Genomic DNA, 25,520 nt, shown 5'->3' on the forward strand with positions numbered 1-25,520 from the left:
GCTACGCCAAGCCAAAATGGCGCAACAACGCCATGCCGATGGCTAGACTAAACATAGAAAACACGGTGGTAAATCCTAAAATATTGGCCGCTAATATTTCATTGCCGCCCATGCTGCGAGCCATCACATAACTGGCAGCAGCAACAGGCGATGTTACCATAATAAACATCACGCCCATTTGTATCGGTGATAACTGCATCAATACACCCACCACGACTGCGGTGATAGGCGCTACAATAATTCGACCGATGCTAGCCTGCATAGATACCCCTGTCATATTGAGCATCGACTTGATATCGAGTGTCGCGCCTGCACAAATCAAAGCCAACGGTAACGCTACCGCCGCCAATAACTCGCCTGTTTTGATGATAAATTCAGGCGGCATTGGCAGCTGCAATAACCGATAAGCAAACGCCGATACCAATGCGATAATTAACGGATTTTGCCCGATTTTTTTGGTCATGGTGATGGCTTTTTTAACCACGCCTTGGCTGTTGTTGTCATTTCTGCTTAGGCTAATCACAGATAACACATTATACACAATGGTTAAAAGACCCATATAAACCGCACCGATACTCACGCCTTGGCTACCATAGGCGTTGGTCACAGTCGCCAGTCCCATAATCGCCATGTTACTGCGAAAGACGCCTTGTACAAACACACCTTTATCGCGGCTATCTTTGACAAAAAAATAGGCAAATAGCTCACCGAGAAAAAACAGCCCAAAAGTGACCATCAATCCCGATTTAATCAAATCGACCTGCTCCGCAAAATGAATGTCACTTTTTAGAATACTAAAAAATAGCAAACATGGCAGGCAATAATTAAAGACCATATCAGAGGCGATTTCAACAAACGACTGGTTGATGGTTTGTTTTTTTTGCATCATCACTCCCAATAACATCAGCAAGATATTGGGCAAGGTAATTTTTAGCGCAAAGAGAAAGGCAGTTAGCATAATAATTTTTTTGAGTAGAAAATAAAAAAGTCCCAAGTTTGGCACATACCAATACCATGGGACTTATGTAGCATGGGTTAAAGTTAAGAGCTTAGCACTTCACGCGCTTTTTTGCTTTTTTTAATCATCATGGCCAAAAGCTGTACCGCAGCTGGCGTGACGCCGCTAATGCGACTGGCTTGGGCAAGCGTCGTTGGGCGCACCTTTTCAAGTTTTTGCACGATTTCATTGGAAAGCCCAGAGATATCATGATAAGTAAAATCCTCTGGAATCAGCGTGTGTTCAAGTTTTTTCATCTGACCGATTTCAACTTGCTGACGATCGATATAACCGGCGTATTTGACACCAATTTCAATTTGCTCACCCACTTCGGCAGACACCGGAGATTCGGTCAATTCGCTAATATCATCAAATGATACGTTTGGACGTTTTAACAAATCAAGCGCGTTATTCTCTTTGGTCAATACTTCGCCGGTTTTATCGATAAATGATTGACCCAGCGTATTAGTGGGCGTTGCCCAAAGCGAGCGCAAACGTGCGGTTTCTTGCTCAATCGCTGTCATTTTATCGCTATACACTTGCCAGCGCGCATCGTCCACCAGTCCTAAGTCACGCCCAATTTCTGTCAAGCGTTGATCGGCATTGTCTTCCCGTAGCAGTAGACGGTATTCGGCACGACTGGTAAACATACGGTACGGCTCTTTGGTTCCATTGGTGATGAGATCATCTACCAACACACCAATATAGGCTTGGTCGCGGCGCGGTGTCCAAGCATCCAGTCCTTGGGTGCGACGTGCAGCATTTAACCCAGCTAAGATACCTTGCGCAGCGGCTTCTTCATACCCTGTCGTTCCATTGATTTGACCGGCAAAAAATAGGTTGTCAATCGATTTGGTCTCAAGGCTTGGTTTAAGATTTTGTGGGTCAAAATAATCGTATTCAATTGCGTAGCCAGGACGCAAGATGTGCGCGTTTTCCAGTCCTTTCATGGAGCGTACTAAAGCCAACTGAATATCAAATGGTAGACTTGTTGAAATCCCATTGGGATAAAGTTCATGGGTGGTCAACCCTTCAGGCTCAATAAAAATCTGATGGCTGTCTTTATCAGCAAACCGATGAATTTTATCTTCAATCGATGGGCAATAACGGGGACCAATGCCTTCAATCACCCCTGAATACATAGGTGAGCGATCCAGCCCACTGCGGATAATGTCATGGGTGCGTTCATTGGTATGGGTGATATAGCAGTTGATTTGGCGCGGATGCATGGACACATCGCCCAAATAGGACATGACAGGCAGTGGTGTATCCCCTGGCTGCACGGTCATGACACTAAAATCTACCGTGCGCGCATCAATGCGTGGGGGCGTGCCTGTTTTGAGGCGTCCAACCGGCAGCTTAAGCTCACGCAATCTATCTGCCAAACGGATGGAAGGCGGATCGCCTGCACGTCCACCTTTGTGGTTTTCTAGTCCAATATGAATAGTACCACCTAAAAAAGTGCCAGAGGTCAACACCACTGCGCCGCAAGCAAACTCAATCCCCGACTGGGTAACCACGGCTACCGCTTTACCGCTTTCAACCAAAATATCATCCGCCGCTTGTTGGAAAATATCCAAGTTTGGCTGATTCTCTAAGGTATGGCGAATCGCCGCTTTATATAAAATACGGTCGGCTTGGGCGCGTGTGGCACGGACAGCGGCACCTTTACGGCTATTTAACACACGAAACTGAATCCCTGCTTTATCCGTGGCAAGCGCCATAGCACCACCCAACGCATCGACTTCACGCACCAAATGCGACTTGCCAATCCCGCCAATCGCAGGATTGCAGCTCATCTGTCCCAAGGTTTCAATATTATGCGTAAGTAGAAGCGTCTGCTGACCCATGCGCGCAGCAGCTAGCGCCGCTTCTGTGCCAGCATGACCGCCACCAATCACAATTACGTCGTAGATTTTAGGGTATTTCATCGTGTCACCCATCATTCGCTTGTCAATAAAAACTGACAATTATACCATGCTTAGATGGCTATCGATTATTTTTTTATCAATGCCAATCATTGAGCGTTTAGCGTGATACTTCGCCTCAACAATCACCAACAACATGGCGAAAAAATCTAACTCATAAAAAAATCCAAGTCATTCGGCTTGGATTTTGATTGATTCGCGGATTGATAGTTATTGTGAATCGATTTGGCTATCGCGGATGATGAGTAACTCATCTTTTAAACTTGTGACTTTGAGTTCGTTGCCATCATTAAACACTTGAATGTTAGCGCCTTTGCTATCTTTATAATCTTTATGACGACGAAAGTTGTGCTCAATTTCAAAACGCACCACCGTCGCAAGCAATGATTGCAATTCTGCTAACGTATAATTTTCCCATTGAATTTCAAGATGTGGGGCTAATTTACCTGTAATCATACGAACTTTATTGTCAATTTTGACGACTTTGGTGGTCATGCCGATGCTCCAATATTTTTATTAGTCATTATGAGTTTTATCAATAAATGCGGCTAGATGAACTAGAGATTGCTTTAATGCTAACGGATTAACCGGCTTTTATCAAGCAAGATTCATAGACTGGGTAATCACCCCAACCACTCTAGCCACTGCTATAAATTGTCTGTTCACTGGTGTAATCAATCATGTAATGGAAAAATAGGCGCGCTGAACGCTCTTGGACGCCTAAAAACAGCCTCATCTTGATAAAATTCTGGTATCACATTGTCATCACTATAGCCAGGGATACCCATTACAGGTAACGGCTGAAAGCTTTTGGATGATAGCTTAACTCCATTCTCCGTCAAATCTGGCATTGCCAGTTGTCTAAACATCCTAGCAATTGCGGTATCAAGCTGGTTTCTCTGACTGGCTATAGATTGCTCAAACCAACCCTCATCTACTAAAATCAGCAAGGTATGACTGGTGATATTTTTTCTTGGGTTAACTAATTTTTCAAGCAGGGCATGACCAAATGGAAAAAAGGCAATGGTACGATGTTGACCCAACCAATTTGCTCTATGCGTGACTAAAGCCGCTTGCCATTTAAAGGCTTGTAACTGTTCAAGCAATAGTTTATCTGAACTCACCACAATGCCGCCATTTTCATCAAATACCGTTAACGCATTACGCAGCGCTGTTCTGGCGTTATGAATACCATGTCGCAAAATATCTTTGGCATGGAGTTCGTTAAATACCGCTTTAGCCTGCGGAAAATTCAACCAAATTAAACCATTAAGCAAATCATGGTGATTGTCACGGGTTGGAATTTTCCCTGTCTTGGCAATAAAACTCTCATAAGCCTCACCCTCAGGCAGACACGCTTGGTCAACAAAGCGAATCGGTAAGTTTTCAAAATTGGCTATACGGCTGGCGTTTACATCCTCAAATCTATCCAAACAAGCATTCAAATTTTCAACAATATTGATAGCATTGATAGCAAGGGCATGACTATGTATTGAATGAGTATGTTTTGCGTCAAGCTTGGGAAAATTCGGAAAATAAGTCAAATAGTGATACCAAGGTTTATCAAAATCAATGATGGCGTTGGTGGGATGAGTCGCTGACATAAATACAATCTGATAATATAAGAATAAGAATAAGAAAAATAATCGTAGGCTGAACGAAAAATATTAGCATACTTTTGGTTAACCCCATGACAGATAATTACCACCTACCAATCATTACCAGCCAAGCATAGCTAATGGTTTAGATACTGTTGACTTCAATTCATCAAGCTATTGCGATTTTTTGAATGGCATGTTTGTATAACCTGTTTTGCATAATAAGCGATTTTTAGCACGATGTTGCAAAACATCATATAATAAGATACAGTCATTCAAATTTTACCACCCAGTAGAAGTAGAGTTATTACATGCATATTTTTCTAGCTCGCAATAATGTGCAAGCCGGCCCTTATACCCTTGAACAACTTAATCAAATGCTTGCCACAGGGCAAGTGTTACTCACTGATTTGATGTGGCATCAAGGGATGGATAACTGGAACACGGTCAATGCGATGACGGATGGGCAATTTTTTTACCGTCCAATAATTGATGAAAGCTTGTCAGTCGATGCCCACCAACGTGAGCAGCCCGCTTCTGATGAAGCAGATTATATTATTAACAACACGCCTAATCCTATATCGCCTTCAGAAGATTCTGAGAATGTTTGGGATCGGTATTCAGTGAATAACCCGCACAAATCCCCTAACCCTACCAAGGTCACATTGACCAAGAAACTTAGCGCGAACCAAGACATTGCACACGCCAAAAAACAGTTAGACCTTGCTAGCATCGGTAGTCGTATCGCAGCAAAATTAGTAGATACCCTGCTTATGGTATTGGCGTCGTCGCCGCTGTTTATCTCCCTATATAACAGCCCAAATTTTGATAAGTTACTCAAATGGGCAGAAGCCGGACAAACCCGCTTGACCTCTGCCCAGCAGATGGAACTCATGTCAGCATTACCTGAGCATATATTGTTGTTAACCAATATTTTGGTATGGGGTTTAATGATTGCGCAAGTCCTATTATTGATGCGCCGTGGTCAGACCATCGGTAAGATGATAATGGGCATACGTATTTTGGATCGCAAGTCCAATGCCATTCCTGGATTTTTTAACTTAATCATTATGCGTGGGTTATTTACCACATTGGCTTACTCTTTATCGATTTTTGGTTTGGTTGTGTTAGTTGTTGATTTGGTCATGATGCTCACCAGCAAAGAGCGATTAAGCCTGCATGATAAAATCGCCAAAACTTATGTGGTACGTGCCGATGACACCCAAACCACACCCCTTGCGTTAAAACCTGACTAAAGTAACTTAAAATCATCAAACCGTGTGGTATAACCATGCGGTTTTTTTATGCTCAGTTGCCAACAGGTCTCGCCACGCGCTAGGTATTTCACTTCAAAATGCGTGCGTTCACTATGATTGGGTACTTGGGTTTTCTCCACCGGTACTTGCCAAACCGTCTGTGCTTTATGCTCGGCTTCATTAATATAACTTTCAATATTACTGGCAAGTATAAGCTCACCACTTGGTTTTAACCGAGACAGCAACCACTCAAAAAACGGCATGTTAAGCCAACGTTGGTTGGGATTGTGCGGCTCTGGATTGGGATAAAGAATAAACACCCCTGACAAGCTTTGCGCGGGTACACCATGGGTGACCCAAGCAATGGCATCGGCATGAATAGTGGTTAAATTAGACAACTGCGCTTGGTTCGCCATTTTTTGCATGGCTTGATATTTTTCTGCGGTACGTTCAATCGCGATAAGATGGACATTGGCATTATCGCTGGCAAAACTCAGCGCATGCTTGCCTTTCCCTGCACCGATTTCAAGAAAAATGGCGGGCTGATGCCAAAATGTTGCGGCAAGTGGCTGAAAATCTCTGGGATGACGGATACGATCGGGTTGAAACGGTCTGGTAAATTGATGACTTAGCATGAACAGTCGCTTGATTCGCCCAAAAAAAAGGATTTATAGTATACTATGGCAAATAATCCGATACACCATTTTTCAGAATACCTTTTGTTTATGTCTAAAACCGAGCACACCCCATCAAATGCGCCAGTCAAAACTTACCCCTGTCCGCGCTGCGGCAAACCCACCGTTTGGGCAGATAATCCTACCAAGCCATTTTGCAGTGCACGCTGTAAGCTCATTGACTTAGGCGCATGGGCGAATGAGGATTATAAAGTCGGTGCAGAAGACACCCCGTTTAGTGACGAATTAGACGCTTTTAAATAACGTAGAGTTGATTGGTTAGTGATTGCGCTAGCTATGACTCGCTGACTATGATTCGCTAACTATGATTAAAGGAATCCCCATGAGCTCTTATTTACTTCCCACCTATAAACGCCAGCCCATTAGCTTTGTTAAAGGTCAAGGTAGTTACCTTTATACCGCTGACGGAACGCCGTATTTGGATGCGTTAACAGGGATTGCTGTCTGTGGCCTGGGTCATTGTCATCCGCGTATCACTGCTGCGATTGCCGATCAAGCCGCAACGCTTGTACATACCAGCAATCTTTTTGGTATTGATTGGCAAGAGCGCGCGGGTGAAAAGTTATGCCAAGTCGCAGGCATGGATAAAGTATTTTTTGCCAATAGTGGTGCCGAGGCCAACGAAGCGGCATTAAAAATGGCGCGACTGTTTGCATCAAATCGTGGGCAAACCCAAGCCAAAGTGATTGTGATGGAAAAATCGTTTCATGGACGCACCCTACTGACCGTATCCGCCACCGCAAATCCAATGGCTAGAGCTGGATTTTTTACCTTAGATGATGATTTTATTCGTGTGCCTTTTGGGGATATTGAAGCGATTAGCCAAGCGATTGCCGATAACGACAATGTGTGCGCTGTGATGCTTGAGCCTATCCAAGGTGAAAGTGGCGTCAATACCGCGACCAATGGTTTTGATTTTTTAACCCAAGTTCGCAAAGTTTGCGATGACCATGACTTATTAATGATTTTAGATGAGGTGCAAACGGGCAATGGTCGGACGGGGCAATACTTCGCTTATCAACATTCATCCATCAAACCTGATATTTTGACCACAGCAAAAGGATTAGGGAATGGTTTTCCTGTGGGTGCGTGCATGACCACGGCAAAAGCCAATGATATTTTTAGCTATGGCTCGCACGGTTCAACGTATGGTGGTACGCCGCTTGCTTGCCGTGTGGTTAGTGAAGTGATTGATGTCATTGATGATGAAAATATGATGGCAACTACCCTGAGCAATAGCGCAGCATTGATTGAGCAAATCACTAGCGAGCTGGGTAGCCAAGGGGTTACTGTACGCGGAACAGGCATGATGCTAGGGGTGGTGATGCCACAGGATCGCGGCCTTGCATTTGATACTTTAGTCGATAAAGCGCGTGACAATCATCATCTAATCATCAATGTGGCAGGCGGTAATGCCATTCGTTTATTGCCACCGCTTAACATGAGTGCCGATGAAACCAGTCAAATTAGTGAACGCATTATTTCACTTATCCAATCAGCCCTGTAGTTTTTTTGCACTTAATGATAAAGTTAGCCGATTAGTCAATATCGGCTTTTTCATCGCAAACTTGCCAGTCAACCGTTTGATTTTGACAAGATGATATAATAGCTGTGTTTTATATTGGGGTAATTTTATGACAACCATTGCTGTTTTTGGGCACAAAAAACCAGATACCGATGCTATCGTATCCGCCATCGTCATGACTTATTGGCTCAATCAACAAGGTATTGATGCCAAAAGTTACCGCTTAGATGATATCAATCAAGAAACCAAATTTTTAATGGAACTGGCTAAAGTCCGATTACCAGAATTACTCACCCATCTTGAGCCTGACCAACCCGCTGCTTTAGTCGATCATAACGAAAGCCAGCAATCGATTGCCAATCTAGCAGATGCCCATATTTGTTACCTTGTCGACCATCATAAACTCGGTGATTTAACCACTGCCGAACCTGCCTATATTCGTTTTGAGCCTGTCGGCTCTACCAGCACCATTTTATATCAAATGTTAAAGGAAAGAAATTTGCTGATTTCTCAGCAAATGGCAACATTGATGGCAGGTGCAATCATATCTGATACGCTTAATCTGACAGGTCCTACCACTACAGACAGTGACAAGCAAGCGTTACAAGCAGTCATCCACCTTGCAGGGATTCACGATATAAACAGCTTTGCCAATCAATTATTCGATGCAAAAAGCAATATCAGCGACTTAACGGATGATGCGTTAGTCACTACCGATTATAAACAGTTTATTTTCTCAAATAAAAAATGGGCAATCGCTAGTATCGAAACTGTTAAACCTGATGTGGTGTTGTCGCGCATTGAGGGCATCCAACAAGCCAGTGAACTAATCCGCCAAAGAGATGGCTTGGATTATATGCTAGTTATTATTGTTGATATTTTAAAACAGCAATCTTGGGCGGTTGGTAGCAACGATGCACAAAATGAAATCATTGAGCAAGCATTTAATACCAGACTCAATGATAAATTGCTTGATTTGGGTAACTTGGTCAGCCGAAAAAAACAATTTGTGCCTACTTTAGAAGCATTTTATGCCCAATAGTCAGTTTTTAATTCACAAAAAAGGGCTAAATTGTTAGCCCTTTTTTTTATTCAAAAATATTTTTTATGATTCAACTTTACCCAAATTCGGAAATTTTACCGATAAAATCGCTGTCACTGTTAGCACAGCGGCAATAAAGCCTAACGAGATAGCCATCGGCACATGGAACACATCAAGCAGCAGCATTTTGGCACCAATAAACACCAAGATGACACTAAGCGCATAAGGCAATAAATGGAATTTATCCGCCAAACCCGATAACAAGAAGAACATCGCCCGTAGACCCAAAATAGCCAGCAAGTTTGCCGTCAAAACAATAAACGGGTCGGTAGTGACCGCAAAAATTGCAGGAATCGAATCCACCGCAAAAATCACATCGGACAATTCAACCAAAATCAGCACCACCGCTAACGGGGTAAAATATTTAACGCCATTTTTCACCAACACAAACCGCTCTTGACCTGACGCATCATGACTGTCATCGCTGATTTTCAGATGTTTTTGTAAAAACTTATACAGCCCTGACTGCTTTGGGTCTTCTTGCTCATCGTGGTTTTGCCACATTTTTACACCCGTGTACAGCAAAAACGCACCGAAAATATATAAAATCCAGCTAAACTCCGTGACAAGCCAAGCCCCTGCAAAAATCATCACCGTCCGCATGACAATCGCACCAATCACCCCGTACAGTAAAATCTTCCGTTGCATCGCAGGCGACACCGCAAACGCCGCAAAAATCATCAACCATACAAAGACGTTATCAATGGCGAGCGATTTTTCCAGTAGATATCCTGTAAAAAACTCGCCCACTTTTTGAGTGGCGATAGCACCGCCAAAATTTTGTGATAGATACCACCATAGAGCGCCTGCAAACAGCACAGACACGCCCACCCAAATGGCACTCCAAATACCCGCTTGTTTCATCGAAACCGCTTCGCCATTTTTTGGGGTTTTAAAGGTAAAAAAATCAACCAATAACAGTATCGCTACGATAGCAAAGAACACAGCATATAGCATGGGACTGCCAATGCTCACGGGTTCTGTCATTTGATTCACTGCTGCAAGTAACATTATCGCTCCTTAGTGTGTATTTACAAACTATGGTTGGCAATAAGTCAAAGGATTTTGGAAAAACGCTAAGCACAAAAAAACCTTGACTCACACCGACCAAATATGTGGTTGTGTTAAGTCAAGGTCTGGCTTACTATTTGATAATTAGCTCAATATATGGCTAAAAAATAGCTGATTTACCGGTAAGCGGCTACTTACGTAATGACGATAAATCACAAACTGGTGAAGTGAGAAGTTACTCCCCTTGATAGCGATAATGTAGCAGATTAACGACGACTTATCAATTGAATTTATCAATCAGTACGTTTTGAATTTATTGTTTAAATTAGCTAGCGTATTAAGCGTTTAGACAGTTAATTAAATACTTCCCCCATACAGTTAGGATGGTAAACTAACACCCATGCGTAAAATTATTCATATCGATATGGATGCGTTCTTTGCCAGTGTTGAGCAACGGGATAATCCTGAGTTACAAGGTAAACCTTTGGTCGTTGGCGGTGATCCCAATGGGCGCGGTGTCGTCGCAGCAGCAAGTTATGAGATACGCAAGTTCGGTGTGCATTCTGCCATGTCATGCTATCGAGCGCGTCAGCTATGTCCACAAGCAATTTTTGTCAAACCACGCTTTGAGGTGTATCATGAAGTTAGTGAGCAAATTCGTGCCATTATGTACCAATATACGCCACTGGTCGAACCTTTATCACTGGATGAGGCGTATCTAGATGTGACCAATAGCCCGCATGAAAAAAATTCTGCGACACTAATCGCCAATCGCATTCGCCAACAGATTTTGCGACAAACGCAGCTGACCGCTTCAGCCGGGGTGTCTTATAACAAAATGCTTGCCAAAATCGCGTCAGATTTAAATAAACCCAACGGTATCGCGGTGATTACACCCGAGCAAGGATTGGACTTTATCGCCAATTTACCGGTAAAAAAATTTCACGGGATTGGCAAAGCCACCGTCAAAATGTTGCATGACATGGGTATATTTACAGGATTGGATTTACGCAATACCCCAGCGGACGTATTAAAACAACACTTTGGCAAACGGGGTGATTTCTTTCACCAGATTGCCCACGGTATTGATAATCGAGAGGTTAAAGCTGAGCGCAACCATAAATCTGTCGGTTCTGAGACAACGTTTGTGCACAATACCATGGATGATAAAGTCATTGTGGCTGCCCTGTATCGCGAAAATAGCCAAGCGTTTAAAGATTTACAAAAAAAGCAGCGTAAAGCCCGCACCATCACCATTAAAATCAAATACAGCGATTTTAGTGTGATTACCCGTTCTCATAGTATTTCCTCCCACTTTGAGCAGGAATCTGATGCCCATTATTGGATTCAATGGCTATATGACCATACCCCAAAACTTTTACCCGTGCGTTTGGTTGGGGTGACTTATTCAAATTTGCTACAAGCTGAAGCCTCGCCACAGATGCCATTACTCTAAACCACTATAAGCCAAATTTTGCCAAGATATTTTTTAGCTAAACGTGCAAAAAATTTTTATGTAAATGCTAACAACAGCAAAACCCTGCTATGTTGCAGGGTCTTACTTTATTGTTATCCTACTTAATTAAAATTAGATGAGCCTAACTTAACTTAACGATGGTTAGGTAAGCTGTGCTACGTTAATTTTATTTGCTTCTTCAGTATATTCGCTCATACGGTCGAAGTTTAAGTATTTGTAGATATCGGCTGACATGCTGTTGAGCTTACCAGCATATTGTTGATATTCTTCGTTGGTAGGTAGCTTACCAAGTACCGCAGCCACCGATGCCAACTCTGCAGAAGCCAAGTACACGTTGGCACCTTGACCTAAACGGTTCGGGAAGTTACGGGTCGAAGTTGATACAGCCGTTGATTTTGGTGCGATACGCGCTTGGTTACCCATACACAGTGAACAACCCGGCATTTCAGTACGTGCGCCCGCTTGTGCATAGACATTGTATAGACCCTCATCCATCAATTGGCGTGCATCCATTTTAGTGGGTGGTGCAATCCATAGACGTGTGCTTAAGCTACCTGCCGGTACTTCTTTTAGCAACGCACCCGCTGCACGGAAGTGACCGATGTTGGTCATACATGAACCGATGAATACTTCATCAATCTTGTCGCCAGCAACGTCAGCCAAGGTTTTGGCGTCATCTGGGTCGTTTGGACAGCAAAGAATCGGTTCTTTGATTGCGCTCATATCGATAGTGATGTCAGCGGCATATTCTGCATCTGCATCAGCGCGTAATAACGTTGGGTTGGCAAGCCAGCTTTCCATACCTTTGATACGGCGTGCAATGGTACGGGCATCGCCATAACCTTCAGAAATCATCCATTTGAGTAGGGTGATGTTTGACGTTAGGTATTCTTTTACTGATTCTTCAGACAGGGTGATAGTACAACCTGCGGCTGAACGTTCGGCAGAGGCATCTGACAATTCGAATGCTTGTTCAACGGTTAAGTTTTCTAAACCTTCGATTTCTAGGATACGGCCGTTAAATACGTTTTTCTTACCGGCTTTTTCAACGGTCAATAACCCTTCTTTGATGGCTTGGTAAGGAATCGCATGTACCAAGTCACGCAAGGTGATACCAGGCTGCATTTCACCGACAAAACGTACACGAACTGATTCTGGCATATCTAATGGCATCACACCGGTTGCTGCAGCAAACGCCACTAGACCTGAACCTGCTGGGAACGAAATACCCATTGGGAAGCGGGTATGTGAGTCACCACCTGTACCAACGGTATCAGGCAATAGCATACGGTTGAGCCATGAGTGAATAATACCATCACCTGGACGTAATGATACACCGCCACGATTCATGATGAAGTCAGGGAGTGTGTGCTGAGTTTCTACATCGATTGGTTTTGGATAAGCTGCCGTATGACAGAATGATTGCATGACCAAATCTGCAGAGAAGCCTAAACAAGCCAAGTCTTTTAATTCGTCACGGGTCATAGGACCTGTGGTATCTTGCGAACCCACGGTCGTCATTTTTGGCTCACAGTAGGCACCAGGACGAATACCTTCTACGCCACAAGCTTTACCGACCATTTTTTGCGCTAAAGTATAGCCTTTACCGGTGTCTGCAGGTTGTTCGGGTTTTGCAAAAATGTCAGACGCGCCCAAACCTAGATATTCACGGGCTTTGTTGGTCAAGCCACGACCTACAATCAATGGAATACGACCACCGGCACGCACTTCATCAAGAAGCGTTGGTGATTTTAATTCAAAAGTTGCAATCACTTCATCAGAATCATGTTTGGTGATTTTGCCGTCATGTGGGTAGATATCAAATACATCACCCATGTTAAGTTTGCTAACATCTACTTCGATAGGTAATGAGCCCGCGTCTTCCATGGTGTTAAAGAAAATCGGTGCGATTTTACCACCCAATACAAGACCGCCAGCACGTTTGTTTGGCACGCCTTGGATATCATCACCCATTAACCATAACACTGAGTTGGTCGCTGATTTACGGCTTGAACCGGTACCGACCACATCACCCACATATGCCAATGGAATACCGTCTTTTTTCATCTCTTCGATTTGTTTCATCGGACCAATCACGCCGTCTTGGTCTGGCACAATGCCTTCACGCGCATTTTTTAGCATGGCTAATGCGTGCAGTGGGATGTCTGGACGTGACCATGCATCTTGGGCAGGTGACAAATCATCGGTATTGGTTTCACCGGTGACTTTGAAGGTTTTGTAAGTGGCTTTTTTTGGTACTTCTGGACGGCTGGTGAACCATTCGGCGTTTGCCCAAGATTGTAACACTTCTTTGGCTACTTCATTGCCCGCTTCCGCTTTTTCAGTGACATCATTAAAGGCATCAAATACCAATAAGGTTTTTTTCAGCGCGTCGCCCGCACCTTTGGCCAATTCTTTATCATCTAATGCTTGGATTAATGGTTCTACGTTGTAGCCACCTTGCATATGACCCAATAATTCAATCGCTTTTTGTTTTGAAATCAGCGGCGAAGTGGTTTCGCCTTTAACGATGGCCGCTAGAAATGCCGCTTTAACATACGCTGCTTGGTCAACCCCAGGTGGAATACGGTTTTCTAATAAGTCTACAAGTGTTTCTTCTTCACCCGCTGGTGGATTTTTTAATAGTTCAACCAAATCAGCCGTTTGCTGTTCGTTAAGTGGCTGTGGCACAATACCCTGTGCCGCACGATTTTCGACGTGTTTACGATAGTTCTCTAGCATGAATCGTCCTCATAGTCATGTAAGATTATTGTGTTAACCATGCGTCTGCAAGCCCTCTTCACAACACAGTTGAATTTTGAAATGGCTACTAGCCAGCATGGCTTTGGCTAAAAAATTTAACCCTTCTAATATACTTGAAATGTGATGAAATGTTAATGAGAAAATACGTTTTTGTTAACATAGCCATTATTTTTTAAAAAAATAGCCCAATAATTTTTAATAAATGCGTTTGAGCCGATTGTCGCTTTTTTTACTAGGATGAAAAATAACTTTGGCTCTGTACTTTAAACAACAAAGCTTATCCCAAAATAGTTTAAATTCGTCAGCATAGATTTCTGTTATAATAACCCCCTAAAATCTGCTAAATGAATTCAAGGATTAATCATAGCAATGACCGACACTGTACAAACTTTTGCCCCTTCAACGCCGCACACCGATAGACCCATCGCTCGTGAAAAGCCAAAACGTCCTGAAGTGGGTGAAAAACTACGTGGCCATGATAAAGTTGCCCGTATTCCGATTAAAATCATTCCAACGGTAGAAACCCCAAAAAAACCTGACTGGATTCGCGTCAAGCTGTCATCACCCAGTGAAGTGGCGCGCATTAAATCAACCTTGCGTGAACAAAAGCTGTATACGGTTTGTGAAGAAGCGGCTTGCCCTAACCTGCCCCAATGTTTTGGTGATGGTACCGCGACCTTTATGATTATGGGAGATATTTGTACCCGTCGCTGCCCATTTTGCGATGTGGCGCATGGTCGCCCCAATGCGCTCGATGAGCTTGAGCCGATTCACACCGCTGAGACCATTGCGGGTCTAGGGTTAAAATATGCGGTGATTACCTCGGTTGACCGAGATGATTTGCGTGACGGTGGCGCTCAGCATTTTGCCAATGTCATTAAAGAATCTCGTCAGTTAAGCCCTAATTGCTTGATTGAGATTTTAGTCCCTGACTTTCGCGGTCGTGAGCAAGTGGCACTTGATATCTTGAGTGACACAGCGCCTGACGTGTTTAACCACAATATCGAAACCGTGCCGCGTTTATATAAAGCGTTTCGCCCAGGGTCGGATTATCAGCATTCATTACAGCTGTTAAAAGATTACAAAGCGCGTCGCCCGGATATCGTTACCAAATGTGGTTTTATGGTAGGTCTTGGCGAGACTGAAGAAGAGGTTTATGCGTTGCTCGATGATTTAAAGGCGCATGATGTCGATTTAATTACTATCGGTCAATATTTGCAGCCAAGCAAATCTCACGCCCCAGTTGATAGATTTGTGCATCCTGATGAATTCGATCGTTATACTGCACACGGTAAAAAATTGGGCTTTGCAAATATTTGGGCAGGCCCAATGGTGCGCTCAAGCTATTTTGCCGATCGTCAATACTATGGTGAACCTTGTCCACGTCCTACCCGTGGTGCCAATCCGTTATCAGAAGTGGATATGAAAAAATCAGGCTGTTGATTTGTGCGTTGATATGTACATTGATTTGTGAATTTGTGTGTTGATTTAAAGCCGTCATTAGACGGCTTTTTTATGCTACTCTAATCATAAAATAACACTCACAGGAAATTTGCGATGAATAACAACTACACATTCTATCTGCCTAAGGTGACGCCTGTTGCCACCCTTCTAATCGTGCATGGCATGGCAGAACACCAAGGGCGCTACCAACCCTTTGCGCAATTTTTGGCAAATCATGATATTGCGGTGTTGACGTTTGACCATTTAGGTCATGGACAGCAAGCCTATGACAATGGTTGCTTAGGCTATATGGGTAACCCCAATCCTGCCGAGTTGATGATTGACAATGTGATGGCGCATGCACAGTTAATCGCTGAAAAATATCCTGATATCCCCCATTTTATCTTGGGTCACAGTATGGGGTCATTTATCGTTCGCTGTATTGTGCAGCGCTATGGTGAGCGATTTGATGGGGCAGTGATTATGGGTACCTCAGATTTTAATCCATTGGCAAACTTGTTTGTGCCTGTGACCAAAAACCTTAATCACTTCACCACGCGCCGCACCAATCCGGTATTAGATAAGATTTTAAACCAATTTAATAACCTACCCTTTAGAAAAGAACCTGATTTACAAGGGTTTAATTGGCTCAATTCAGACCCCAAGCAAGTAAAAGCTTACCTTGATGACAAGCTTTGCGGCTTTCAGTTTACCAACAATGGCTATTTTGCGCTCATGTCGTTGATGCAAGCAGGCACCAATAAGCATTGGTATCAACAAGTACCCCGACAGTTACCGCTGCTATTTGTCAGCGGAAAAGATGACCCCGTTGGGCAGATGGGAAAAGGCATTCCGCGTATTGTCAAACGTTTGCAACAAAACAATTTTACCTCGGTGAGCATGCAGCAATATGAGGCGATGCGCCACGAAATCTTACTAGAGCCTAATCACCAACAAGTCTATGACGATATTTTGACTTGGCTCACTCACCATATCAATTAGCTTAAAACCCCTGAGCCTTACTAATGAGTCTTACCACTAGGTCTTTAAGCGGGGTTTTATAATTTTGATGATGGATATGGATAACGGATAAACCAATAGCCTCGTTTTGACACGCCAGTTGCTTGTTAGAAATATCGATGTGATGTATTGAAAGATTCTAAAAAACAACCATTTAATCTAAAGTTATTCATGGAGTTAAGCTATAGGAAATGTCATTGAGTACAACTGATAAAATTAAAGTGCGTTTAGATAAATGGCTATGGGCAGCAAGGTTTTATAAAACTCGCACCCTAGCCAAGGAAGCGATTGAATCGGGACGGGTCCACCATTTTGGCAATCGCGTGAAGGTCAGTAAAGAAATAGCGGTGGGCGATGAATTGACGATTCGCCAAGGGTCAGCCAATCATTACACCCAAAAGACGGTCAAGGTGCTGGCGCTGTCTGAAGTGCGTGGTAATGCCACTGCTGCCAGTGTGCTTTATCAAGAGACCGATGCCAGTATCAGCCAACGAGAATTTTTCACCGAACAAAAAAAACTTGCTAATCTTGCCCGCCCCGATCATCGGCCAAATAAAAAACAGCGTCGTCAGTTAAGCCGTTTTAGGGATATTAACCATTTTGGCAGTGATGAAGAAGGTTTTTAATTGCTTGTTATGGGGTCATAAAAATCCCGATTTTCCCTGTCATATTTCGTTATAATAAGCACTTTATCATTGCACTAGTCATTGCACTGGCGATGAGCAACTCTGCCGATTATTAACGATATTTTATGACCAATTTTTTTGAACCTAACCCTGTGCAGGCTAATGCTAGCTATGTGGATATTAGCGCATACAATACTATGGCATTAGCCTGTCAAGCCAAACAGTTCATTCGCCTAACTGACTTATCTGATATTGAGCCGACTTTTAAACGACTGGCAGCCCATCAACAAGCGTTTGTGGTGCTATCTAATGGCAGTAATATCATTTTGCCTGAAGTATTGGACGCGGTTGTTGTGTCACCCAGTCTTAAAGGTAAAAATATCCTGTTTGAAGATAGCCAAACGATAACCCTTGAGGTGATGGCTGGCGAGGATTGGCATACGCTCGTCGTAGACACGGTCCATCAAGGTTGGTATGGATTGGAGAATTTGGCGTTAATCCCAAGCTGGGTGGGTGGCAGTCCCGTACAAAACATCGGTGCGTATGGGGTACAAGCTGAAGATGTGATAGACAGTGTAAAAGCGTTTCATATACCGAGTTTAACTTGGCATCATCTAAGCAAAGCTGATTGCGAGTTTAGCTACCGTGACAGCCTGTTTAAACAGCAAGCCGGACAATGGCTCATTACCAGCGTCATTTTTACCCTCAGTAAAACCGCCAAACCCAATACCCAGTATGGGGATGTGGCAAAAGTTGCACAGCACTATGCAAGCCAAGCAGGTCGCGATGAAGTCACACCCGTGGATACCATGAATGCCATCATCGACATTCGTCAAAGTAAACTGCCCGATACCAACGACTTGCCCAATTGTGGCAGCTTTTTTAAAAACCCCATCGTCGCCAAATCTCAAGTTGACCAGCTACTACAGAGCTACCCCAATCTGGTGCATTATCCTGTCAAAGATGCCCAAGGCAATTTGACTGATTACTGCAAAGTTGCGGCTGGCTGGCTTATTGACCAATCAGGGCTTAAGGGTAAAGGCATTGCACCGATTTTAACTCATATAAAACAAGCCCTAGTATTGACTAACCATGCGCCAAAAGTTGCGACGCAATGTGATGTTGCCAAAACTATGCAATTTATACAAGACACTGTACTGGATAAATTTGGGATAAAATTGGAAGCTGAACCGGTTTGGATTGAATCTGATGGTAGCATTCGCCAAGCTCATTAATTATCTTGAGCGATTTTTTTCAATCATCAAACGGATTTTGACCGTTGTGGTATTGGTGGGGTGTTTAATCACACTCAGTTTTTTCACACCGCTGTTTTCTACGATTGTATTGTTTATTTTAGACTGCTATCGCCTTCCAGAATCAGCGGTGAGCGTCAATCCTGCAACGGCGATTGTGGTGTTAGGTGGCGGATTAACCAATAATCAGCAAAATGAAATTGTGATTAACCAATTTACCGAAAGTCGATTGATTAAAGCCAGCCAAGTGTATCAGCAGACTGGCTTACCCATCATCGTCAGTGGTAAGGAGGCACCATGGATGGCAAAATGGCTACAAAAAAAAGGCATCATGTGGGTCGTAGCAGAAAAAAACAGCTTTAACACCTGTCAAAATGCAAAATACACCGCAGAAATGGTCAATGTCAAACAGGTAATTTTGGTAACCGATGCTTATCATATGAACCGTTCAAGACGGCAGTTTGCCATCAATGGGGTGGCTACTGTCCCAAGTATCGCCCCATTACCAAAGGCAAATGATTGGCAGCATTTTGATCAGAACCTGCAGCATTCAAGACGTGCTTTATATGAATTGTTGGCATTCGCTCGCGATCTTGTCAAACCCCAATACGACTGCCAACCGACCAATAAATAAGTTATTTTTGAATTTCCACATTGGTGTAGCCAGCTGATTGCAAGGCAGATTTGGCTTGTTGGGCACGACCGCCGCCACGGCTATACACTTTAATGGTATCTGATTTTGCAATGCCTTGCGCGGTTATTTTGGCAAGTAATTCACTGTGTGGAATATTAATGGCACCTGCGGGATGATTCACAGAATACTCTTCTGGGGTACGTACATCAATGACCACTGTCGCAGCGTTTGCTGTTGGCATCAATAATGCACCAACCATGACAGCCGCGCCTAAAGCAAGCAACTGTTTTTTTGAAAGTTTAAGAGAAGGCTTAAAGATTTTAGGCATCAACATCATAATTTCCTTGTAGAATTTTGAGTTTTAAAACCAAGTTAAACCTCAATGTTTAACCCACTATGATTATAGCATTCATTGTTCGCACTCAAATCACTGAGTTGCTTTGATTTGCAACCCATGTGTCTATTTTGTAAGCATACCAATGGCTATTTGATTACTGCTATTTAATTGCTAGGACAACGCTGCGACATTTTGCCGCATTTATTTATGTCAAAATAAGCGTATAATGGTTTTTTTAACTTAATTCGTTTGTTTACGCCAAGTAATGGGGATGCACGATGCAAAGCATGTATTTTTTGATTCCTATTAGTCTAGTGCTATTTGTATTGGGTATTTTTGCCATTTATTACGCCATCAAATCACGCCAATTTGATGATTTGGACAATGAATCCCAGCGGGTCATTTTGGATGACAGACAATTTCGCCGCGAACAATTGGGGCAAAATCCCGCCAAGCCTTCATCTTCTCAGCCCCCAAAAACACAAGACCCTACTGACGAGCAAAAATAACGCGTTGGTGTTATCTGTCTTCCTGCTGATTTCTTTCTATTGATTTGTTTACGTTTTGCAAAAATTTTTAGACTTTTTTGGAGCATTTTATGACCTGGGCATTATTTTTGGCAGCGTTTAGCATGGGGTTGTTTGGCTCACCGCACTGTCTGGGGATGTGCGGTGGCATTGTGACGGCTTTTGGGCTATCTATGCAGCATGTATCGGACAGCAAAAAAAATGGCTTGATTTTGACTTATCATTTGGGACGCCTCATCAGTTATTCCTTGCTTGGATTGATTGCCAGTGTTGTTGGGGTGGCAATCTTTCAATCCATTATGAGTAACAGTGCGCCAAGAATTGTACTGGGTGCGGTATTGGTGTTGATTGGGCTTGCGATGCTTGGGTTACCGCTGTTTAATCAGTTAGAAAAAGTAGGGATGCGCTTTTGGCAATCGCTTGCCCCGATACGTAAAAAAGTTTTTCCAATTGATAGCTTTGGTAAAGCCTTGTTTGCTGGCTTGCTTTGGGGATTTTTGCCGTGTGGATTGGTGTATGGTGCGCTCATGATGGCGATTGCTGGCAACGACATCGCTACAGGGGCGGCTCTAATGTTTGTATTTGGACTGGGTACCATGCCGATGTTGATTGCCACGCAAAAAACTGTAGGGATGCTACAGTCAAGTATTAAACACTTTCGCCTTCGCCAAATTAATGGGGTGATTATGATGTTGTCTGGGCTTGCGGTGATTTTTATTCCGATGATGATGCACCATAATCATAGCCACGGTTCACACAGTCATGCCAGTCATGCCATGAATGAGACGAGTATGCACCACGATATGTCGACAATGAATCATTCTGCGTCTAATCCTGCTTCTGTGACAGCTTCGACTACCATGCCGACTACTATGCCTATGAACCATAATATGAGCCATAACATGAATCACGACATGCACAATATGCAGGATATGAACGATAAGCACCATGAGATGGCGATGCCTGCCAGTACCGGTCATAATCATTAGTTACTAATCATTCATTTATATTGCCCAAAAAAACAAACCTCTTAATCGGTATATTAAGAGGTTATCGGTTGCGAGTTTTTCAGTTTTACGCCTAACTTGCAGTTTACATTTCTACCGCGTCATCGCCTTCGTCAAGATAGATGATATCGGTTTCATATTCAAACGCTTCATTTAACATATCTAACATTTTTTACTCCTATCCTTCTTTATCCAATATCCCATAGTGGTGGATTTTTTATTAATTTTAAGGCTTTTGCCATTTTTTAGTTGTTTAATTACTACTTACTATTTTACGTTATCAATGCAACTTCATAACGTCATGATATTTAACGTGAGTTTGATGACATTAGCATGAAATTCCTGTAACAGGAATATGAATTTACAAAAAATTACTTTTATTGAAGAATACTCCAGCTACTGAGCAGGTTTGTCGGTGTCGTAAGTAGTTTTGGCACGCTTTTGAGTCGTTGTTGCTGTTCGTCATAGGCTTGTTTTTGAACGCGGTAAATTTCATACACGCACAGTTCTTCGCAGCCATTGTTGCAACATTCCCAATCTTCAGGATAGGTAGGTTCTTGAATCAGGCGCTCGCCATTAGGTAATTGATTTTCCATCATTTTCTAAATCTTCTTTTTCGCTATAACACGCTTATGATGAGCCAATAATTATTTATTATCAGGTCATCATCACGCTTTTAAAGATAATTTCTCTATGAGATTTTTCACCGCATCAATCCGCCCTTCTGGCGTAGCAAGGGCTTTGTCATCCATCATTTTTAGCCCTGTCGCGCCATTCATTTTAAATTTTTTCGGATTCGACTGAATAAGCCCAATAATGGTAATGGCTTCCACAGGGGTGCTTGGTGAAAACTCAAAGGTGACTTGCCGCTCATTGCCATCAATCTTGCTAATCTCCAGCGCTTCAGCCATTAAGCGGATTTGGTGAATGGCAAATAAATTTTTGGTCGGCTCGGGCAAACTGCCAAAACGATCCAGCATTTCGCTGCGAATGCTAATTAAGCTGTCATAGTCTTCAGCATTGGCGATTTTTTTATAAAACAATAGCCGCTGATGGACATCACCCAGATAATCTTCAGGGATGAGTGCCGACAAATACAGATTAATGTCACTGGTTAGCGATAATGGGGTATTCAAATCAGGTTGTTTACCTGCTTTGATGGCTTTGGTGGCACGGTTTAACATATCCATATACAGATTAAAACCAACCGCTTGCATATTGCCGCTTTGGTTTTTGCCCAGTAGCTCACCCGCCCCACGAATCTCAAGGTCTTCACTAGCAAGCATAAACCCTGCCCCCAAGGTATTGGCACGGCTAATGGCATCAAGTCGTTTTTGGGCGTCGCTGGTCAAGCCTTTAATAGAAGGCACGAGCAGATAACAGTAGGCTTGGTGGTGACTGCGACCGACTCGACCGCGCAGTTGGTGAAGCTGGGCAAGCCCGAATTTATCGGCACGGTTGATAATAATGGTGTTGGCATTGGGGATATCAATACCTGTTTCAATAATGGTGGTACACACCAACACATTGTGTCTTTTGTGGTAAAACGATTGCATGATTTGCTCAAGCTCTCGTTCTTTCATCTGACCGTGAGCCACTGCCACCCGAGATTCGGGCACAAGCTCACGCACGGTTTCTGCCATGCGCTCAATGCTCGCCACATCGTTATGCAGTAAAAACACCTGTCCGCCACGCAGTAATTCACGCAAAATCGCTTCTTTGAGTAAGTTATCAGACTTTTGCATGACAAAGGTTTTAATTGCCAACCGCCTTGCTGGGGGCGTGGCGATAATCGACATGTTTCTCATACCTGATAACGCCATGTTCAGCGTACGCGGAATGGGTGTTGCGGTCATCGATAGTACATCAACATCCGATTGCATGGCTTTGATACGCTCTTTATCTCGCACGCCAAAACGGTGTTCTTCATCAACAATCATCAGACCTAAGTTGGCAAACTTGACATCTTCTTGCAAAATACGGTGGGTACCAATGACGATATCAATTTTACCTTCGGCTAAGCCTTTGAGAATCGCATCGTGTTGTTTTTTGGTGCCAAAGCGAGACAGGCTTTCAATACGAATGGGCCAATCGGCAAATCTATCCAAAAAGTTGTCTTCGTGTTGCCCCGCAAGCAGCGTCGTCGGTACTAGCACTGCCACTTGATACCCTGCTTGCACCGCAATAAAAGCAGCATGCATTGCCACTTCGGTTTTACCAAAACCGACATCGCCGCACACCAGCCTATCCATCGGTTTATTTTGCTTCATATCAAACTTAACCGCTTCAATGGCATTAGCTTGGTCGGGCGTTTCTTCAAACGCAAATTGACTGGCAAATAGGTCATATTGGATTTGGTCAATTGGGAAGTTAATGCCCACTTTGGCATCACGGCGGGCTTGCACGTTGAGCAGTTCCGCTGCCACATCATGAATTTGGCTGAGTGCCTTGGCTTTGGCTTTATCCCATTTACCGCTACCTATGGTATGAAGCGGTGCGGTTGCCGAGTCGCCGCCAGCATAACGGCTGATGAGTTGCAGATTCGCCACAGGCACATACACACTGGCATCATCTGCATAGGTGAGATGGATGAACTCTTGCAGTTGTCTATCAATCTCAAGGGTAATCAAGCCTTGATAACGCCCAACACCAAAATCAATGTGCACCACAGGGTCACCGATATTAAGCTCACTGACCGATTTAACCAAAAATTCATCAGACACATCGCTTTGGCGACGGCGGCGAGTCTGTAACACCTGTCGTCCAAACAACTGGGTTTCTGAGAGAATCGCAAACTTATCAGGGAGTAACGCGCCTCGTTCAACCGGTGCAATGGTCAAGGCAATCGTAGTACTATGCGCCTCATCCATGTTTGCAAGAAAATCGGTCAATCCTGAAACACTTTGTAAATTAAAGCGTTTTTGCAACAGCTCAGATAAAATCTCACGGCGACCTGCAGTTTCGGCAACCAATAATATCGGTTTAGTAAATTGCTCGCGAAATGCCATCAGTCTTTGCAGTGGCTCAGCAAGTTTATGGTCAACGGTTAAATCAGGTGGCGTTTCAACCAATGCATTGATTGCACCTGCTCTGGTGTCATCAATGGGTTGTTCGCTAGTGATAATGCGGGGATATTGGGCAATTTTTTCATTAAAGATATGCGCTGCTAGATACAAATCTTGCGGTGCCACAATCGGTTTTTCGATATCGTGCCTGCGGTCATTGTAACGAGTTTGGATTTGCTGCCAAAAATTTTGGTAAGCCGTCTCTATTTGATTATCGACGATAAACAAGCTATCTTTGGGCAAATAACTAAAAAAATCCGAGCCATTTTGCCAAGTATCGGTGTCAAAAAATAATGGCTGATAATACTCCACCCCCGCGGGTGCAATGCCGTTCATCACATCGTTAAACAGCTCAAAACGGCGGGCGGATGTGTTGGCAAAGGTGCTGGCAAAATTGGCGCGAAACGTTTCTTTACCCTCATCCAGGGGAAATTCTCGCGCAGGTAAAATCTGAAAGCTGGTGATTTTACCGATGGTTTCACCCGATTTTTTTTGACTATTCATAAATTTGACATATTGATGGGGGTCACTGTCTTTTAACTCGTCCAAATCCGCTTGGGTCAAGCTACGCTGGGTTTGCGGGCTAAAAAAACGGATGCTCTCAATCTCATCATCAAACAAATCAATGCGCACTGGAAACGGCTGACCAATGGCAAACAAATCAATCACGCTGCCACGCACAGCAAATTCCCCAGGCTCAAAGACATTATCTACCGCATGATAGCCCGCAGTCGCCAGTTTTCGACGTTCGGTTGCCACATCAAAGGTGTCACCCACTGACAAATCAAAGTGTTGACCCAATAGCCATGATGCAGGGGCAACACGGTGCATTAAGGTCTGCACCGAAATCAGTAAAATACCATCAGTTGGCATATGGGTAAGTAAATGAATCCGCTCAGAGACAATGTCATGGTGCGGTGACAGTTCATCATAGGTAAGCGTTTCCCAATCAGGAAACACATGGGCATCGACCCCACTAAATGCCAACTCTGTTTCAAGCTGATTGAGCTGATTTTGGTCACGGGTCACGACGACTTTAAGTCGGTTTTGCTGACCACTATCGCTGCTGGTGAGGCTGGTGAGCCATAAGGCTTGGCTCATGCCTTGTAAGTTGCCCAGCCATTTTTTGTCATGCTTAGCATTGTCAAACAGTGATTGATTAAGGCGAAAGGAAAGATGAGACAGTGGGTGTGTAACATTCGTCATTGTTATCGGTCTTTTGGTTATAAGTCTTTTGATTGAAAAAGGCGAAAAAT

General features: G+C 43.5%; 22 protein-coding genes. 12 read left to right on the top strand and 10 right to left on the bottom strand.

What is annotated here, in order from left to right; genetic code table 11:
* Position 1: 1 nt before the first annotated feature.
* From H9W84_RS06515 to H9W84_RS06530, 4 genes are all read right to left on the bottom strand, one after another.
* Positions 2 to 958 carry an AEC family transporter gene (locus H9W84_RS06515; protein ID WP_239742524.1) on the bottom strand — a complete coding sequence of 319 codons (957 nt, stop codon included), beginning with the start codon at positions 956 to 958 and terminating at the stop codon, positions 2 to 4.
* An 83-nt stretch (positions 959 to 1,041) separates the two neighbouring features.
* Positions 1,042 to 2,928, bottom strand: a complete 1,887-nt coding sequence (gene mnmG, locus H9W84_RS06520) for a tRNA uridine-5-carboxymethylaminomethyl(34) synthesis enzyme MnmG (RefSeq protein WP_239742527.1) — start codon at positions 2,926 to 2,928, stop codon at positions 1,042 to 1,044.
* A 207-nt stretch (positions 2,929 to 3,135) separates the two neighbouring features.
* Positions 3,136 to 3,420 (bottom strand): hypothetical protein, encoded by a 285-nt coding sequence (locus H9W84_RS06525; RefSeq protein WP_239742529.1) that lies wholly within the window; start codon positions 3,418 to 3,420, stop codon positions 3,136 to 3,138.
* Between the two features lie 179 nt (positions 3,421 to 3,599).
* Positions 3,600 to 4,529 carry a DUF3025 domain-containing protein gene (locus H9W84_RS06530; protein WP_239742532.1) on the bottom strand — a complete coding sequence of 310 codons (930 nt, stop codon included), beginning with the start codon at positions 4,527 to 4,529 and terminating at the stop codon, positions 3,600 to 3,602.
* A 305-nt stretch (positions 4,530 to 4,834) separates the two neighbouring features.
* Here H9W84_RS06530 and H9W84_RS06535 point away from each other — a divergent pair, with 305 nt between their 5' ends.
* On the top strand, positions 4,835 to 5,779 hold the full coding sequence (locus H9W84_RS06535; RefSeq protein ID WP_239742534.1) for an RDD family protein: 945 nt from the start codon (positions 4,835 to 4,837) through the stop codon (positions 5,777 to 5,779).
* On the opposite strand, the gene H9W84_RS06540 is transcribed toward H9W84_RS06535, so the two are convergent.
* Complete coding sequence (locus tag H9W84_RS06540) at positions 5,776 to 6,414, bottom strand: class I SAM-dependent methyltransferase (RefSeq protein ID WP_239742537.1); 639 nt, start codon at positions 6,412 to 6,414, stop codon at positions 5,776 to 5,778. The two genes, H9W84_RS06535 and H9W84_RS06540, sit on opposite strands and share 4 nt — an antisense overlap.
* Positions 6,415 to 6,504: 90 nt before the next feature.
* On the opposite strand from H9W84_RS06540, the gene H9W84_RS06545 reads away from it, so the two are divergent.
* From H9W84_RS06545 to H9W84_RS06555, 3 genes are all read left to right on the top strand, one after another.
* Positions 6,505 to 6,717 (top strand): DNA gyrase inhibitor YacG, encoded by a 213-nt coding sequence (locus H9W84_RS06545; RefSeq protein WP_201666419.1) that lies wholly within the window; start codon positions 6,505 to 6,507, stop codon positions 6,715 to 6,717.
* Positions 6,718 to 6,796: 79 nt separating this feature from the next.
* On the top strand, positions 6,797 to 7,981 hold the full coding sequence (locus tag H9W84_RS06550; protein ID WP_239742539.1) for an aspartate aminotransferase family protein: 1,185 nt from the start codon (positions 6,797 to 6,799) through the stop codon (positions 7,979 to 7,981).
* A gap of 127 nt (positions 7,982 to 8,108) precedes the next feature.
* Complete coding sequence (locus H9W84_RS06555) at positions 8,109 to 9,041, top strand: manganese-dependent inorganic pyrophosphatase (RefSeq protein WP_239742541.1); 933 nt, start codon at positions 8,109 to 8,111, stop codon at positions 9,039 to 9,041.
* 63 nt (positions 9,042 to 9,104) lie between these two features.
* On the opposite strand, the gene H9W84_RS06560 is transcribed toward H9W84_RS06555, so the two are convergent.
* Entirely contained in the window at positions 9,105 to 10,112 is a 1,008-nt protein-coding gene (locus H9W84_RS06560; protein WP_275579722.1) for a TerC family protein, read from the bottom strand.
* A gap of 400 nt (positions 10,113 to 10,512) precedes the next feature.
* Here H9W84_RS06560 and dinB point away from each other — a divergent pair, with 400 nt between their 5' ends.
* Positions 10,513 to 11,568 carry a DNA polymerase IV gene (gene dinB / locus H9W84_RS06565; protein ID WP_239742543.1) on the top strand — a complete coding sequence of 352 codons (1,056 nt, stop codon included), beginning with the start codon at positions 10,513 to 10,515 and terminating at the stop codon, positions 11,566 to 11,568.
* Positions 11,569 to 11,730: 162 nt separating this feature from the next.
* On the opposite strand, the gene acnB is transcribed toward dinB, so the two are convergent.
* Positions 11,731 to 14,331 carry a bifunctional aconitate hydratase 2/2-methylisocitrate dehydratase gene (acnB, locus tag H9W84_RS06570; RefSeq protein ID WP_239742546.1) on the bottom strand — a complete coding sequence of 867 codons (2,601 nt, stop codon included), beginning with the start codon at positions 14,329 to 14,331 and terminating at the stop codon, positions 11,731 to 11,733.
* Positions 14,332 to 14,721: 390 nt separating this feature from the next.
* Here acnB and lipA point away from each other — a divergent pair, with 390 nt between their 5' ends.
* The 5 genes from lipA (at position 14,722) to H9W84_RS06595 (ending at position 19,328) form a co-directional block, all read left to right on the top strand.
* Positions 14,722 to 15,795: a lipoyl synthase gene (lipA, locus tag H9W84_RS06575; RefSeq protein WP_239742547.1), complete on the top strand. Its 1,074-nt coding sequence runs from the start codon at positions 14,722 to 14,724 to the stop codon at positions 15,793 to 15,795.
* A gap of 114 nt (positions 15,796 to 15,909) precedes the next feature.
* Entirely contained in the window at positions 15,910 to 16,797 is an 888-nt protein-coding gene (locus H9W84_RS06580) for an alpha/beta fold hydrolase (RefSeq protein WP_239742549.1), read from the top strand.
* Between the two features lie 209 nt (positions 16,798 to 17,006).
* Positions 17,007 to 17,441, top strand: coding sequence for an RNA-binding S4 domain-containing protein (locus H9W84_RS06585; RefSeq protein ID WP_036598052.1), 435 nt, complete (start codon positions 17,007 to 17,009; stop codon positions 17,439 to 17,441).
* Positions 17,442 to 17,566: 125 nt separating this feature from the next.
* Positions 17,567 to 18,676: a UDP-N-acetylmuramate dehydrogenase gene (gene murB / locus H9W84_RS06590; protein WP_239742551.1), complete on the top strand. Its 1,110-nt coding sequence runs from the start codon at positions 17,567 to 17,569 to the stop codon at positions 18,674 to 18,676.
* On the top strand, positions 18,651 to 19,328 hold the full coding sequence (locus H9W84_RS06595) for a YdcF family protein (RefSeq protein WP_239742553.1): 678 nt from the start codon (positions 18,651 to 18,653) through the stop codon (positions 19,326 to 19,328). Before murB ends, H9W84_RS06595 begins: the two co-directional genes overlap by 26 nt.
* A gap of 1 nt (position 19,329) precedes the next feature.
* On the opposite strand, the gene H9W84_RS06600 is transcribed toward H9W84_RS06595, so the two are convergent.
* A complete protein-coding gene (locus H9W84_RS06600) occupies positions 19,330 to 19,662 on the bottom strand; it encodes a rhodanese-like domain-containing protein (RefSeq protein ID WP_239742555.1) in 333 nt (110 codons plus the stop codon).
* A 281-nt stretch (positions 19,663 to 19,943) separates the two neighbouring features.
* Between H9W84_RS06600 and ccoS the strand changes: the two genes are divergently transcribed.
* Entirely contained in the window at positions 19,944 to 20,174 is a 231-nt protein-coding gene (gene ccoS, locus H9W84_RS06605) for a cbb3-type cytochrome oxidase assembly protein CcoS (protein ID WP_096489036.1), read from the top strand.
* Between the two features lie 89 nt (positions 20,175 to 20,263).
* Positions 20,264 to 21,181, top strand: coding sequence for a sulfite exporter TauE/SafE family protein (locus H9W84_RS06610; protein WP_239742557.1), 918 nt, complete (start codon positions 20,264 to 20,266; stop codon positions 21,179 to 21,181).
* Positions 21,182 to 21,576: 395 nt separating this feature from the next.
* On the opposite strand, the gene H9W84_RS06615 is transcribed toward H9W84_RS06610, so the two are convergent.
* Together H9W84_RS06615 and mfd are read right to left on the bottom strand one after the other, a co-directional pair.
* Positions 21,577 to 21,798 (bottom strand): oxidoreductase-like domain-containing protein, encoded by a 222-nt coding sequence (locus H9W84_RS06615; protein ID WP_239742559.1) that lies wholly within the window; start codon positions 21,796 to 21,798, stop codon positions 21,577 to 21,579.
* 69 nt (positions 21,799 to 21,867) lie between these two features.
* On the bottom strand, positions 21,868 to 25,470 hold the full coding sequence (mfd, locus tag H9W84_RS06620; protein WP_239742560.1) for a transcription-repair coupling factor: 3,603 nt from the start codon (positions 25,468 to 25,470) through the stop codon (positions 21,868 to 21,870).
* Between the last annotated feature and the right edge of the window lie 50 nt (positions 25,471 to 25,520).

The sequence above is a fragment of the Moraxella tetraodonis genome (assembly GCF_022359095.1).
Lineage (GTDB): Bacteria > Pseudomonadota > Gammaproteobacteria > Pseudomonadales > Moraxellaceae > Faucicola > Faucicola tetraodonis.

Excerpts from the sequence above, each read along its gene's own strand:
- lipA (WP_239742547.1), top strand. The coding sequence starts at position 14,722 with ATGACCGACACTGTACAAACTTTTGCCCCTTCAACGCCGCACACCGAT.
- H9W84_RS06555 (WP_239742541.1), top strand. The coding sequence starts at position 8,109 with ATGACAACCATTGCTGTTTTTGGGCACAAAAAACCAGATACCGATGCT.
- H9W84_RS06525 (WP_239742529.1), bottom strand. The coding sequence starts at position 3,420 with ATGACCACCAAAGTCGTCAAAATTGACAATAAAGTTCGTATGATTACA.
- H9W84_RS06595 (WP_239742553.1), top strand. The coding sequence starts at position 18,651 with ATGGTAGCATTCGCCAAGCTCATTAATTATCTTGAGCGATTTTTTTCA.
- H9W84_RS06540 (WP_239742537.1), bottom strand. The coding sequence starts at position 6,414 with ATGCTAAGTCATCAATTTACCAGACCGTTTCAACCCGATCGTATCCGT.
- H9W84_RS06610 (WP_239742557.1), top strand. The coding sequence starts at position 20,264 with ATGACCTGGGCATTATTTTTGGCAGCGTTTAGCATGGGGTTGTTTGGC.
- mnmG (WP_239742527.1), bottom strand. The coding sequence starts at position 2,928 with ATGAAATACCCTAAAATCTACGACGTAATTGTGATTGGTGGCGGTCAT.
- H9W84_RS06550 (WP_239742539.1), top strand. The coding sequence starts at position 6,797 with ATGAGCTCTTATTTACTTCCCACCTATAAACGCCAGCCCATTAGCTTT.
- mfd (WP_239742560.1), bottom strand. The coding sequence starts at position 25,470 with ATGACGAATGTTACACACCCACTGTCTCATCTTTCCTTTCGCCTTAAT.
- H9W84_RS06615 (WP_239742559.1), bottom strand. The coding sequence starts at position 21,798 with ATGATGGAAAATCAATTACCTAATGGCGAGCGCCTGATTCAAGAACCT.
- H9W84_RS06560 (WP_275579722.1), bottom strand. The coding sequence starts at position 10,112 with ATGTTACTTGCAGCAGTGAATCAAATGACAGAACCCGTGAGCATTGGC.
- H9W84_RS06535 (WP_239742534.1), top strand. The coding sequence starts at position 4,835 with ATGCATATTTTTCTAGCTCGCAATAATGTGCAAGCCGGCCCTTATACC.
- H9W84_RS06600 (WP_239742555.1), bottom strand. The coding sequence starts at position 19,662 with ATGTTGATGCCTAAAATCTTTAAGCCTTCTCTTAAACTTTCAAAAAAA.
- dinB (WP_239742543.1), top strand. The coding sequence starts at position 10,513 with ATGCGTAAAATTATTCATATCGATATGGATGCGTTCTTTGCCAGTGTT.
- H9W84_RS06545 (WP_201666419.1), top strand. The coding sequence starts at position 6,505 with ATGTCTAAAACCGAGCACACCCCATCAAATGCGCCAGTCAAAACTTAC.
- H9W84_RS06585 (WP_036598052.1), top strand. The coding sequence starts at position 17,007 with ATGTCATTGAGTACAACTGATAAAATTAAAGTGCGTTTAGATAAATGG.
- H9W84_RS06580 (WP_239742549.1), top strand. The coding sequence starts at position 15,910 with ATGAATAACAACTACACATTCTATCTGCCTAAGGTGACGCCTGTTGCC.
- ccoS (WP_096489036.1), top strand. The coding sequence starts at position 19,944 with ATGCAAAGCATGTATTTTTTGATTCCTATTAGTCTAGTGCTATTTGTA.
- H9W84_RS06530 (WP_239742532.1), bottom strand. The coding sequence starts at position 4,529 with ATGTCAGCGACTCATCCCACCAACGCCATCATTGATTTTGATAAACCT.
- acnB (WP_239742546.1), bottom strand. The coding sequence starts at position 14,331 with ATGCTAGAGAACTATCGTAAACACGTCGAAAATCGTGCGGCACAGGGT.
- murB (WP_239742551.1), top strand. The coding sequence starts at position 17,567 with ATGACCAATTTTTTTGAACCTAACCCTGTGCAGGCTAATGCTAGCTAT.
- H9W84_RS06515 (WP_239742524.1), bottom strand. The coding sequence starts at position 958 with ATGCTAACTGCCTTTCTCTTTGCGCTAAAAATTACCTTGCCCAATATC.